Annotated in this window: 9 protein-coding genes; 8 read left to right on the top strand and 1 reads right to left on the bottom strand. The window is 69.3% G+C overall.

Annotated features, from left to right (window positions below):
* Positions 1–68: 68 nt before the first annotated feature.
* Positions 69–1,937 carry a glycoside hydrolase family 97 protein gene (locus SSOG_RS10360; protein WP_009714165.1) on the bottom strand — a complete coding sequence of 623 codons (1,869 nt, stop codon included), beginning with the start codon at positions 1,935–1,937 and terminating at the stop codon, positions 69–71.
* Between the two features lie 182 nt (positions 1,938–2,119).
* On the opposite strand from SSOG_RS10360, the gene SSOG_RS10365 reads away from it, so the two are divergent.
* The 8 genes from SSOG_RS10365 to pssA all read left to right on the top strand — a co-directional run bounded on the left by SSOG_RS10365 (position 2,120) and on the right by pssA (position 13,131).
* Positions 2,120–4,996: a glycosyl hydrolase family 95 catalytic domain-containing protein gene (locus tag SSOG_RS10365; protein WP_039937119.1), complete on the top strand. Its 2,877-nt coding sequence runs from the start codon at positions 2,120–2,122 to the stop codon at positions 4,994–4,996.
* Between the two features lie 418 nt (positions 4,997–5,414).
* A complete protein-coding gene (gene ccrA, locus SSOG_RS10370; protein WP_009714167.1) occupies positions 5,415–6,752 on the top strand; it encodes a crotonyl-CoA carboxylase/reductase in 1,338 nt (445 codons plus the stop codon).
* The gene (locus tag SSOG_RS10375; protein WP_009714168.1) at positions 6,752–8,770 is read left to right on the top strand and encodes a protein meaA; all 2,019 of its coding nucleotides are present in this window, start codon (positions 6,752–6,754) and stop codon (positions 8,768–8,770) included. The genes ccrA and SSOG_RS10375 overlap by 1 nt, the downstream gene beginning before the upstream one ends.
* The gene (locus tag SSOG_RS10380; protein ID WP_009714169.1) at positions 8,767–9,741 is read left to right on the top strand and encodes an HpcH/HpaI aldolase/citrate lyase family protein; all 975 of its coding nucleotides are present in this window, start codon (positions 8,767–8,769) and stop codon (positions 9,739–9,741) included. The genes SSOG_RS10375 and SSOG_RS10380 overlap by 4 nt, the downstream gene beginning before the upstream one ends.
* Positions 9,742–9,746: 5 nt before the next feature.
* Positions 9,747–10,253, top strand: a complete 507-nt coding sequence (locus SSOG_RS10385) for a MaoC family dehydratase (RefSeq protein ID WP_009714170.1) — start codon at positions 9,747–9,749, stop codon at positions 10,251–10,253.
* Position 10,254: 1 nt separating this feature from the next.
* A complete protein-coding gene (locus SSOG_RS10390) occupies positions 10,255–11,457 on the top strand; it encodes an acyl-CoA dehydrogenase family protein (RefSeq protein WP_009714171.1) in 1,203 nt (400 codons plus the stop codon).
* A gap of 179 nt (positions 11,458–11,636) precedes the next feature.
* Entirely contained in the window at positions 11,637–12,284 is a 648-nt protein-coding gene (locus tag SSOG_RS10395; protein ID WP_009714172.1) for a phosphatidylserine decarboxylase, read from the top strand.
* Positions 12,271–13,131, top strand: a complete 861-nt coding sequence (gene pssA, locus SSOG_RS10400) for a CDP-diacylglycerol--serine O-phosphatidyltransferase (RefSeq protein ID WP_063730729.1) — start codon at positions 12,271–12,273, stop codon at positions 13,129–13,131. Before SSOG_RS10395 ends, pssA begins: the two co-directional genes overlap by 14 nt.
* Positions 13,132–13,569 lie beyond the last annotated feature (438 nt).

A 13,569-nucleotide genomic window follows, 5' to 3' on the forward strand; every position in this document is an offset into this window, starting at 1 on the left:
CCCCGGGGCGGGGGTCCGGGGGCGCAGCCCCCGGGTTCGGGAAGGGGCGGGGTGGGGAACAAAGCCCCCTAGTTCGCCGGGGTCAGGCGGACCGCGTAGCCGCCGTTCTTCGGGACCGTCACCGACAGGCGCGAGGAGGCCGTGACCTCTCGGGTTTCGGTCACGATCTTGCCGTCCGGGCCGTCCCGGTACAGCTCGGCCCGCCACGTCCCACGGCCCAGGAACGTCAGCGGCTCGTCCAGGGTGCGGGCCTCGCCCGAGGTGATCGCGCCCAGGTACCAGTCGTCGCCGGAGCGGCGGGCGAGGACCGCGCGGTCGCCCGGGTCACCGTCGACGAGCCGGGTGTCGTCCCACACCGTGGGCACCTGGTCCAGGAACTTCAGGGCGGCCGGATGCGCCTCGTACGACTCGACGCTGTCGGCGAAGTGCTGCACCCCGGACTCGTACACCACGGACAGCGCCAGCTCTGCGGCGTCGCTGTTGGGCCGCACCCCGGTGAAGGTCACGGGGGTGAAGTCCATGGGCCCGATGAGGTTCCGGGTGAAGGGCAGCGTCGTGTAGTGGGCGGCCGGGAACGGCTCGCGGCCCGGCTTGGGGCGGGTGCCCTCGGCGCCCTTGACCGCCTCGACGCTCATCATCTGCGGCCAGGTCCGCTCCTGCCCGCGCGGAATCGTGGCGCCGTGGAAGTTCAGCATGAGCTGGTGCTCGGCGCTGTCCTTGAAGACGGCGTCGTACCACCGCATCCGGTCCTGGCCGTCGGACTCCAGGAAGTCGATCTTGAGCCCGACGATGCCCCAGGACTTGTACTGGGCGAACAGCCGGTCCCGCTCGCTCTGCTGGTCGATGGTCTGCCAGCGCACCCAGGCCCAGATGCCGACGCCCTTCTCCTTGGCGTACTTGGTGAGTTCGGACATCCAGTCGTTGCTCCAGCCGGAGTCGACCAGGACGTACTCCCAGCCCTCCCGGGCGGCGAAGTCGACGAATTTCTTCTGGGCGGCGAGGCTGGCCGGGCTGCCGCCGTCCGACCACCAGGACCAGGCCGCCTTGCCCGGCTTGATCCATGAGGTGTCGGCGACCTTCGACGGGGCGGCGAGGTCGGTGGGCAGGTCGCTTTCGGTGACGGTGGCGAGGTCGCCGATGACCATGGTGCGCCACGGGGTGGTGAGCCCGGGGCTGCTGACCTCGGCGGGGTCGGGGAGGGGGAGGCGGAAGCGGTCGGTGGCGGCGTCGAGGGTGAGCCGGGAGCCGCCGTAGGAGCTGTCGAGGTCGGCTTCCTCGACCAGCATCCAGCTCTTGCCGATGTGGAACAGCGACGGATAGCCGTAGTCGCCCGCCTTGGCGTCGGCGACGCTCCCGCGGTCGTGGGCGGACTCGTAGTCGGAGCGCCCGTTGTCGTACGGCAGCAGATACGAGTCGGCGGTCGGCGGCACGGCGAACTCCGACTCCTCGCCGAGCACGGTGACCGTGCCCTTGCCCGGCAGGGCGTACCGGTACGCCAGCCCGTCGGCCGAGACGCGGACGATCACCTTCAGCGTCCGTCCGTCCTTGCGGAAGGTGAAGGTCGACTCGGAGGCATCGGAGGTGTGGTGGGTCCGGCGGCCGGTGGTGGTCGTGTAGGTCTCGTGGATGGCGCGGTCGCTGCGCCCCGCGAACCGCAAGCCCTTTCCGAAGTCGGTGTCGGCGGTGCGGATGCCGAGCGCGGAGGGTCGCAGGACGGTGGTGGAGCCGTGCCGGGCGGTGAGGGTGAGGCCGCCGTCGCGGGTGAGGCCGAGCTGCCCGCTGACCTGGCCCTGCCCGGTGAGCCGCCAGCTGCGGCTGTCCGAGCTGTTCGAGCCGTCCGCCTGACCTGCAGCTTCGGCTTGGAGTGGTACGAGGACGGCCGCCGTGCAGGCGATGCCCGCCGCGGCTCTGGTGACCCTGGACCGAATGACGCGCATCGTTCCCTCCCACGGGACATGTGGCGATATAACGGCGCGACAGATCAATAACAGCCCGACACAGCAAGCCCATACATCAGATCTATCCGGCGCCTTGACGCATCATTAGTCCCTTCCTACGCTCCCGTCTAGCCAAATCATCGGACCAATCTCGCTGTCTTTTTGGACGGAGCTGATCGACGATGGCAGTCAGCAGACGCGGTTTCCTGGGCCGGGTGGCCGCCGGCGCGGCCGCGGGGTCGACGGCGGGGGTGGCCCTCCCCGCACCGGCGGCGGAGGCGGCCGAAAGCGAGCGTTCCGTGGTCCTGAGCGGGATGCGGACGGACACGGAATGGCAGCGCTTTCTGTCCGGGCAGGACCTGGTCTGGAAGCGGATGCCGCGCACCTGGTACGAGGGTCCGTTCCTGGGCAACGGACTGCTCGGCTCGATGGTCTACCAGGAGCCCGGCGAGAACGCCCTGCGCTTCACCGTCCACCACGGTGAGGTCCAGGACCACCGCCCCACCCAGGGCGGCAGCGACTGGGGCGTGGCGCGGCTGCCGGTCGGCAATCTGCTGCTGCGTCCGGTCGGGAAGATCACCGGTGTCGATCTGCGGCTCGATCTGTGGGACGCCGAGGTGCGCGGCACGATCACCACCGACAAGGGCCGTCTCACCCTCCGCGCGCTGGTCCACAACGACCGGACGATGCTGCTGGCGACCGTCGAGGCGAGCGCGGGCGAGGAGGGGTTCCGCTGGGAGTTCCGCCCCTCCCCCGCCGTCAGCCCGCGCATCATCCGCGAGGACCCGCCGAAGGGGTTCGAGCCCAACCCGAAGCCGGTCAGCCGCACCGAGGGCGGGCTCGGCATCACCGTGCAGTCCATGGTTGCGGGCGGCCAGACGGTGACCGCGTACAAGGAGCGCGGCACGGGCCGCGAGCGTACGTACTACCTGTGCGTGGCGCATTCGTACCCGGGCCTGGACGCCGAGGGCCGGGCCGTCACGACGGTCCGCAAGGCGTCCGCGCTGCCGGTCTCCAGCCTGCTGCGCTCGCACCGCGACTGGTGGCACCGGTTCTACCGCAAGAGCTTCCTGTCGGTCCCGGACGCGATGCTCCAGAGCTTCTACTGGATCCAGCTCTACAAGCTCGCGTGCGCGGCCCGGGAGCACGCCCCCGTGATGGCCACCACCGGCCCCTGGGTGGAGCCGACCCCGTGGCCGGGGGTGTGGTGGAACCTCAACGTCCAGCTGGAGTACTGGCCGGTGCTGGGCTCCAACCACCTGGAGCTGGACGCGATTCCGCGCACCCTCGCCGAGAACACCGACGTCCTGATCAGCGCCCTCAAACCGGAGTACCGCGCCGACTCGGCCGCTCTGCGCCGCTCCACCGACGCGAATTGCGAGGACAACGGCACGGTGCCGGTCCCGGGCGTCGGCGACCAGGCGGAGGTCGGCAACCTCCCCTGGGCGCTGCACAACGTATGGCTCCACTACCGGCACTCGATGGACCGGGGCCTGCTGGAGGACGTGCTCTACCCGCTGCTGCGCCGCTCCACCAACTACTACCTGCACTTCCTGACCGAGCAGTCGGACGGCAAGCTCCATCTGCCGAAGACCTTCTCGCCCGAGTACGGACCGGCCCCGGACTGCAACTACGACCTCGCGCTGCTGCGCTGGTCGTGCCGGACGCTGCTGGAGACCGTCGAACTGCTGGGCAAGGACGATCCGCTGGCGCCGAAGTGGCGTGAGGTGCTGGACAAGCTCGTCCCGTACCCGGTGGACGAGAACGGCTTCATGGTCGGCACCGGCGTCCCGTTCGCCAAGTCGCACCGCCACTACTCGCACATGCTCTCCGTCTACCCGCTCTACCTGGTCAACTGGGACCAGAAGGAGAACCGCGACCTGATCACCCGCTCGCTGGAGCACTGGATCGGCTTCGAGGGCGCCCTGCGCGGCTACAGCTTCTCCGGCGCGGCCTCGATCTCGACCCAGATGGGCCGGGGCAGCGACGCGCTGAAGTATCTGCGCGAGCTGGTGGCGCGCTTCATCCAGCCCAACACCCACTACTACGAGGCGGGTCCGGTGATCGAGACCCCGCTGTCGGGCGCGCAGGCGATGCACGACATGCTCTGCCAGAGCTGGGGCGGGATCATCCGCTTCTTCCCCGGGGTGCCGGACGAGTGGCGGGACGTGGCGCTGCACGACTTCCGCACCGAGGGCGCGTTCCTGGTCAGCGGGGTGCGCACGGGCGGCAGGACGCGATGGGTGCGGGTGCGGAGCCTGGCCGGGGAGCCGTGCCGGGTGCGGCACTCGCTGACCGGGCGGATCAGGGTCGCGGGGGTGCGGGGACCGGCCCCGAAGTGGCGCGACCTGGGCGAGGGCGTGATCGAGATCGACCTGGACCGGGACGAGGAGGCGGTGGTGTACCCGGCAGCGGGGCCGCGACCGGACTTCCGGATCGCCCCGGTGAAGGTGTCGGAGCCCGCCGACCGGTGGGGGCTGCCGGAGCTGCCGCAGACGGGCCAGGGCACCCAGGTGGACCTGGTGGGGGTCTTCGACAACGACGCCATCACCACCGAGATGTACTACGGCGACGGGGACTTCGACGGTACGGGGCGTACGTACCCGATGGTGCAGCTCCCGCAGACCGGGCAGACCGAGGACGACGGGATCACGTTCGCGTTCACCAACGGCAGCGAGGGCTCCAACAACAACGTGATCGCGGCGGGCCAGAAGATCGACGTTCCGGCGGGCGGCTACGCGAACCTCCATGTGCTGGGCGCGGGCGACACCGGGAACGTGACGATCCCGGCGGTGGCCTCGTACGCGGACGGCTCGACCGCGAAGGCGGACATCCGGCTCACGGCGTGGCTGTCGGGTCCGGCGTACGGGGAGACCGAGGCGGTGCGGACCAGCCAGATCCACGCCCGGAGCGGACCGGTGGGCACCAAGGCGGCGATCTTCCACCAGACGGTGGCCCTGGATCCGGCCAAGGAGCTGTCCTCGATCACCCTGACGGCACCCGCCTCGGGCACCGCACGCGCCCACGTCTTCGCGCTGACCCTGGAAAAGAAGAGCTGACTCCCGCCAGCGCCTGATTCACGCAGCGCCTGATTCACCAAAAACACACAAGCAAACACCCCCCGCAACGGCCGCCCCTCCCGGGGCGGCCGTTTCTTGCTCATGCGTGCAGCCGAGATGACATCTGAGAGAATTTGTTGGCACTCAGTGTCTTGCGGGGTGGCACACCGTGCCATACGGTGAAGGTGTCCGGGCGGCCGGCGCGCTGCACACCCCGCGCGTCGGCTGTCCCCGCAAGCCGTCTTGCGCGCCCGGACGCCGCCTGCGTCACCAGGCGGGCTCACGGCGCACACCCGCGCCCCAGGCCGAACCTCCGCCGAACCGACGGCACAGCAGCCAGCCAGCAGCAGCTTTCACCCCCGTCACGAGCCCAGCGTTCCCTCAGGCGTCCCTCATGGACGCTTCGCCGGAGGCACCGATGAACGAGATACTTGACGCGATCCTCGCGTCGGACACGAGCCCCCAGGACTTCGCGGCCCTGCGCGTCCCCGAGTCGTACCGCGCGGTGACCGTGCGCAAGGACGAGGCCGACATGTTCGCCGGCCTCACCACCAAGGAGAAGGACCCCCGCAAGTCACTGCACGTCGACGAGGTCCCGGTGCCCGAACTCGGCCCCGGCGAAGCCCTCGTCGCCGTCATGGCCAGCTCGGTCAACTACAACTCCGTGTGGACCTCGATCTTCGAGCCGCTGTCCACCTTCGGCTTCCTGGAGCGGTACGGCAAGATCTCGCCGCTCACCAAGCGCCATGACCTGCCGTACCACATCATCGGCTCCGACCTCGCGGGCGTCGTGCTGCGCACCGGCCCCGGCGTGAACGCCTGGCAGCCGGGCGCCGAGGTCGTCGCGCACTGCCTGTCGGTCGAGCTGGAGAGCGCCGACGGCCACAACGACACCATGCTCGACCCCGAGCAGCGCATCTGGGGCTTCGAGACCAACTTCGGCGGGCTCGCCGAGATCGCCCTCGTCAAGACCAACCAGCTCATGCCCAAGCCCGCCCATCTCAGCTGGGAGGAGGCGGCCGCGCCCGGCCTGGTCAACTCGACCGCGTACCGGCAGCTCGTCTCCGCCAACGGCGCCGGGATGAAGCAGGGCGACAACGTCCTGATCTGGGGCGCGAGCGGCGGACTCGGCAGCTACGCCACCCAGTTCGCGCTGGCCGGCGGGGCGAACCCGATCTGCGTCGTCTCCTCCCCGCAGAAGGCCGAGATCTGCCGGAAGATGGGAGCCCAGGCGATCATCGACCGCACCGCCGAGGACTACCGCTTCTGGAAGGACGAGCGCACCCAGGACCCGCGCGAGTGGAAGCGGTTCGGCAAGAAGATCCGCGAACTGACCGGCGGTGAGGACCCGGACATCGTCTTCGAGCACCCGGGCCGGGAGACCTTCGGCGCGAGCGTGTACGTCACCCGCAAGGGCGGCACGATCGTCACCTGCGCCTCGACGTCCGGCTACACCCACGAGTACGACAACCGCTACCTGTGGATGTCGCTGAAGCGGATCGTCGGCTCGCACTTCGCCAACTACCGCGAGGCGTGGGAGGCCAACCGCCTCATCGCCAAGGGCAAGATCCACCCGACGCTGTCCAAGACGTACCGCATGGACGACACCGGCCAGGCCGCGTACGACGTGCACCGCAACCTCCACCAGGGCAAGGTCGGCGTGCTGTGCCTGGCCCCCGAGGAGGGCATGGGCGTGCGCGACCAGGAGATGCGCGACCAGCACATCGACGCGATCAATCGCTTCAGGGACGTGTGATGAGTGGCGAACCCCGCCCCAAGGACCGCCCGTGGCTCATGCGGACCTACGCCGGGCACTCCACCGCCGAGGCGTCCAACGAGCTGTACCGGCGCAATCTGGCCAAGGGCCAGACCGGTCTTTCGGTCGCCTTCGACCTGCCCACCCAGACCGGCTACGACCCCGACCACATCCTCGCCCGCGGCGAGGTGGGCCGGGTCGGGGTCCCGGTCTCCCATCTGGGCGACATGCGGCGGCTGTTCCAGGACATCCCGCTGGAGCAGATGAACACCTCCATGACCATCAACGCCACCGCCATGTGGCTGCTGGCGCTGTACCAGGTGGTCGCGGAGGAGCACGGCGCCGATCCGGCCAAGCTCCAGGGGACGACGCAGAACGACATCGTCAAGGAGTACCTGTCGCGCGGGACGCATGTCTTCCCGCCGGGGCCCAGCCTGCGGCTGACCACCGACATGATCGCGTACACGGTCCACCACATCCCCAAGTGGAACCCGATCAACATCTGTAGCTACCACCTCCAGGAGGCCGGGGCGACCCCGGTGCAGGAGATCGCGTACGCCATGTCGACGGCGATCGCCGTCCTCGACGCGGTCTTCGACTCCGGGCAGGTGCCCGAGGAGCGCAAGGGCGATGTGGTGGCCCGGATCTCCTTCTTCGTGAACGCGGGCGTCCGGTTCATCGAGGAGATGTGCAAGATGCGCGCCTTCGGCCGCATCTGGGACCGCATCACCCGGGAGCGGTACGGCATCGAGAACCCCAAGCACCGCCGCTTCCGCTACGGCGTCCAGGTCAACTCGCTCGGGCTGACCGAGGCCCAGCCGGAGAACAACGTCCAGCGCATCGTGCTGGAGATGCTCGCCGTCACCCTCTCCAAGGACGCCCGCGCCCGCGCCGTCCAGCTGCCCGCCTGGAACGAGGCGCTGGGGCTGCCCCGGCCCTGGGACCAGCAGTGGTCGCTGCGGATCCAGCAGGTGCTGGCGCAGGAGAGCGATCTGCTGGAGTACGACGACATCTTCGCGGGCTCGCACGTCATCGAGTCCAAGGTCAGCGAGCTGACCGGGGAGGCCGAGGCCGAGATCGAGCGCATCCAGGAGATGGGCGGGGCGATGGCCGCCGTCGAGTCCGGCTATCTCAAGGCCCAGCTGGTCGCCTCGCACGCCGCGCGGCGGGCCCGGATCGAGGCGGGCGAGGAGAAGATCGTCGGCGTCAACTGCTACGAGTCCACCGAGCCCAATCCGCTCACCGCCGACCTGGACACCGCGATCATGACGGTGGACCCGGCGAACGAGGCCCGGGTGGTCTCCGCCCTGCACACCTGGCGCGAGCAGCGCGACGCGCACCGCGCCGAGAGCGCGCTCTCGGCGCTCCGCAAGGCCGCCGCGGGCACCGACAACCTGATGGCCGCGACCGTGGAGTGCGCCCGCGCGGGGGTCACCACGGGCGAGTGGGCCTGGGCGCTGCGCGATGTGTTCGGCGAGTTCCGGGCCCCCACCGGGGTCGGCGGGGCGCCGCTGGCCGTCACCGCGGAGGCGGGCAGTCAGCTCGCCGCCGTACGCGAGAAGGTCGAGAAGACCGCGGCCGAGCTGGGCGGCGGGCGGTTGCGGCTGCTGGTCGGCAAGCCCGGCCTGGACGGGCACAGCAACGGCGCCGAGCAGATCGCCGTACGGGCCCGGGACGCCGGGTTCGAGGTGATCTACCAGGGGATCCGGCTCACCCCTGAGCAGATCGTCATGGCGGCCGTCGACGAGGACGTGCACTGCGTCGGCCTGTCGATCCTCTCCGGCTCGCACGCCGAGCTGGTACCCGACGTCCTGGAGCGGCTGCGGCTGGCCGGGGCGCAGGACATTCCCGTCATCGTCGGCGGCATCATCCCGGCCGCGGACGCCGCCGCACTGCGCGCCGCGGGTGTCGCCGCCGTCTTCACCCCCAAGGACTTCGGTATCACGGAGATCATCGGCCGTATCGTCGACGAGATCCGTTCCGCGAACATGCTTCCCGCACTGGAGGTTCCCGCATGACCACGCCCGCCCCCGCAGACCGCGTGCTGCGGCCGCGCCGCTCCTGCCTGGCCGTGCCCGGTTCCAATCCGCGCTTCCTGGAGAAGGCCCAGGGCCTCCCGGCCGATCAGGTCTTCCTGGACCTGGAGGACGCGTGCGCGCCGCTGGCCAAGGAGGACGCCCGGCACTCCATCGTCAAGGCGCTGAACGAGGGCGACTGGACCGGCAAGACCCGGGCGGTGCGGGTCAACGACTGGACCACCCACTGGACGTACCGGGACGTCATCACGGTCGTCGAGGGCGCGGGCCCGAACCTGGACTGCATCATGCTGCCCAAGGTGCAGGACGCCCAGCAGGTGCAGGCGCTGGACCTGCTGCTCACCCAGATCGAGAAGACGATGGGCTTCGAGGTCGGGCGGATCGGCATCGAGGCGCAGATCGAGAACGCCAAGGGCCTGGTCAACGTCGACGACATCGCCGGTGCCTCGCCCCGGCTGGAGACCATCATCTTCGGCCCGGCCGACTTCATGGCGTCCATCAACATGAAGTCGCTGGTCGTCGGCGAACAGCCGCCCGGCTACCCGGCGGACGCGTACCACTACATCCTGATGCGCATCCTGATGGCCGCCCGCACCCATGACCTCCAGGCCATCGACGGCCCGTACCTCCAGATCAAGAACATCGACGGCTACCGCGAGGTCGCCGGGCGCGCGGCGGCGCTCGGCTTCGACGGCAAGTGGGTGCTGCACCCGGGTCAGGTGGAGGCGGCGAACGAGGTGTTCTCGCCGTCGCAGGAGGACTACGACCACGCCGAGCTGATCCTGGACGCGTACGAGTACTGCACGTCCGAGGCGGGCGGCATGAAGGGCTCGGCGATGCTGGGCGACGAGATGATCGACGAGGCCAGCCGCAAGATGGCGCTGGTCGTCGCGGGCAAGGGCCGTGCGGCCGGGATGACCCGTACGTCCACCTTCGAGCCCCCGGAGGCGTGAGCGAGATGCAGTTCGGCCGCACTTACGAAGAGTTCACGGTGGGCGACGTCTACCGGCACTGGCCGGGGAAGACGGTCACCGAGTACGACGACCATCTCTTCTGTCTGCTCACCATGAATCATCACCCGCTGCACATGGACAGCAACTACGCCGAGAAGACGACCGATTTCGGCAAGAACGTCGTAGTCGGGAACTACATCTACTCCCTGCTGCTCGGCATGTCCGTGCCGGACGTCTCCGGAAAGGCCATCGCCAACCTGGAGGTCGAGTCGCTGAAGCACGTCGCGCCGACGTTCCATGGCGACACCATCTATGGCGAGACCGAGGTGCTGGACAAGACGCCGTCGAAGTCCAAAACCGACCGCGGAATCGTGCATGTGGAGACGAAGGGCTACAAGCAGGACGGCACCCTCGTGTGCGTCTTCCGGCGCAAGGTGATGGTGCCGACCGCCACGTACATCAAGGAGCGGGGCGGCGAGCAGCCGGGCCGCCCGGAGCTGGGAGGGCAGTGATATGGGCCGTCTGGCGCAGACCGAGGGGCTGACCGACATCCAGCGGGAGATCCTCTCCACGGTCAGGGAGTTTGTCGACAAGGAGATCCTGCCGGTCGCCACCGAACTGGAGCACCGCGACGAATATCCCACCCGGATCGTCGAGGGCCTGAAGGAGCTGGGGCTCTTCGGGCTGATGATCCCGGAGGAATACGGCGGCCTTGGCGAGTCACTGCTCACTTACGCACTGTGCGTGGAGGAGATCGCGCGCGGCTGGATGAGCGTGTCCGGCATCATCAACACGCACTTCATCGTGGCGTACATGCTGAAGCAGCACGGCACGCAGGAGCAGAAGGACTATTTCCTGCCCAAGATGGCGCTCGGGGAGATCCGCGGCGCCTTCTCGATGTCGGAGCCGGCGCTGGGCTCCGATGTGTCGGCGATCACCAGCAAGGCGGTGCCGGACGGCGACGAGTACATGCTGAACGGCCAGAAGATGTGGCTGACCAACGGCGGCACGTCCACGCTGGTGGCGGTCCTGTGCCGGACCGGTGACCAGCAGGAGGGTGTCCCTCCGCACAAGTCCATGACGACCTTCCTGGTCGAGAAGGAGCCCGGCTTCGGCGAGGTCCGGCCCGGACTGACCATTCCGGGCAAGATCGAGAAGATGGGCTACAAGGGGGTCGACACCACCGAGCTCATCATGGACGGACTGCGCATTCCGGCCGATCGGGTGCTCGGCGGAACGACCAACCGCGGTTTTTACCAAATGATGGACGGAGTCGAGGTCGGCCGGGTCAATGTGGCCGCACGGGGCTGTGGCGTGGCACAGCGCGCATTCGAGCTGGGCGTTGCGTACGCACAGCAGCGGCATACCTTCGGTAAGCCGATCGCCCAGCACCAAGCCATCCAGTTCAAACTGGCCGAAATGGGAACAAAGGTCGAGGCAGCTCATGCGATGATGGTCAATGCGGCTCGCAAGAAGGACGCGGGTGCGCGCAACGACCTCGAAGCGGGAATGGCGAAGTACCTGGCGTCGGAGTACTGCAAAGAGGTCGTGGAGGACGCCTTCCGCATCCACGGCGGGTACGGCTTCTCCAAGGAATACGAGATCGAGCGCCTCTACCGTGAGGCACCGATGCTTCTCATCGGCGAAGGCACCGCTGAGATTCAGAAAATGATTATTGGACGACGACTGCTGGAGGATTACCGAAGCCACGGCTGATGTCCCTTTTGGGGTGGTATCCGAGAGAAGAAGGTCACACCGCGCCATGGGTCTTCGGCCACTGACAAGCCACCGACAGGCCCTGGCGCTTGCCCAGTTACCGCTCGCAACCGATACCATCCGGGAAAGCCGCCGTCCCCAGTCTTGCGTCGCGGCATCCTCCGCTACGAAGGTCATCCATGCCCCACAGCCAATCCTCTGCACAACGCGGCCGCGTCCGCCTCGCGCGCGGAGCATCGCCGTGGCTCCTCCCGACCGTCGCCACGGCGGCGGTCAGCCTCACCCGCGCCCGTCGCTCCGGACGCTGGGCGGCAGTCGCCGTGCCCGCCACCGCGCTCGCGGCGGGCATGCTGTGGTTCTTCCGCGACCCCGAGAGAGAGATCACTCAGGGCCGCGTCATCTCCCCGGCCGACGGCGTGGTGCAGAGCATCATGCCGTGGAAGGACGGGCGCACCCGCGTCGCGATCTTCATGAGCCCGCTCAACGTCCACGTGAACCGCGCTCCGCTGGCCGGCACGGTGACCTCCGTCGAGCACATCCCGGGCGGCTTCGTTCCCGCGTTCAACAAGGAAAGCGAGAACAACGAGCGGGTCGTCTGGCACTTCGACACCGAGCTGGGCGACATCGAGATGGTCCAGATCGCGGGCGCGGTCGCCCGCCGAATCGTTCCGTACGTGCCGCAGGGCACCAAGGTCGAACAGGGTGAGCGGATCGGTCTCATCCGCTTCGGCTCGCGCGTGGACGTCTACCTTCCCGAGGGCGTCGATGTCGCGGTCGAGGTCGGCCAGGCCACCACCGCGGGGGTGACTCGCCTTGACCGTGATTGATCCCGACACCCAGGCCGCCTGGGTCCCCGAGGCCGACGTGGACGCCGCCGACGAGACGGACGACATGCCGCTGTCGACCCGGCTGTCGATAGCGGACACCCTGACCCTGGGCAACGCGACCTGCGGCTTCCTGGCGGTCTACTTCACCACCACCGGCGTCCTCATCCCGCACCTCACGGGCAGCGAGGACGGCGGCATGACCCGCCACAGCGCCGCCTCGGCGGTCATGCTGATGCTGCTGGCGTCCGTCTTCGACCTCTTCGACGGGCTCGTCGCGCGGAAGCTGCGCAGCTCGGCCATGGGCGCGGAGCTGGACAACCTCTCCGACCTGGTCAGCTTCGGGCTCGCCCCGGCGTACTTCGTCCTGGTCTGGGGCATGGTCGCCGACGACGCCTACCAGCGGGTCTCGGTGGTGGGGGCCATCGTGGTGCTCCTCGCGGTCGTGCTCCGATTGGCCAGATTCTCCTGCGTCACGTTGCGCGACGGCGTCTTCCAGGGCATGCCGAGCCCCTTCGGCGCGCTCACCGTCGTCTCGGTCGTCCTGCTGGGCCTGCCCTTCGTGCCGACCCTGCTGGCGATCATCGGTGTGGCGTGGCTGATGGTGAGCCGCGTCGAATACCCCAAGCCGCGCGGCCGCCTCGCCGTGGCCATGCTCGCCTGGATCGTGACCAGCATGGGCCTGCTGTCCGCCTGGGCCTTCCAGGCCCCCGGCGGCGAGCTGCTGCTCCAGTCGGCGTGCGCCCTCCAGGTCGTCATGGGCGCGGTGATCCCCCTCTTCGCCACCGCCCGCCGGGTCAACGCCTTCCGCGACAACCGCCGCGAGGCGAGGGCGGCGCAGCTGCCGTAGGCCCGCCCTTCCATCCCGACGCCGTGGGGCCCGAGCGAATCACCGCTCGGGCCCCACGGCGTTTTGACCGGGGGTGTGTCTCCCCGACCCCGCCCCTTCCCGAAACCGGGGGCAAGCCCCCCGGCCCCCCTGGCCCTGCCCGGCGGGAGGCGTGGCCCTTGGGACGGTGCGGGGACCTTGCCCTGGGGGGGAGTTCCGGGCGGAGGTGCCGAGCGCCCGTCGGGGTGACCCCACCCCGCGCCAAGCCAGGCACTCCGCAGCGTGCGCCCCCGTACGGAGCGCACACCGGCCCCCGGCGGCGGACCGAAGGACGCAGCCGCAGCAGCGCCCAGCGGCGCAAGGGCCGAGGCCAGGGGCGAAGCCCCGCCGGGAGCCCGGGATCCAGCCCCGGCAGGGCCCAGAGCACAAACCCGGCCGCCGCCGGGGCCCAGGGGCACA

Source organism: Streptomyces himastatinicus ATCC 53653 (assembly GCF_000158915.1).
GTDB lineage: Bacteria > Actinomycetota > Actinomycetes > Streptomycetales > Streptomycetaceae > Streptomyces > Streptomyces himastatinicus.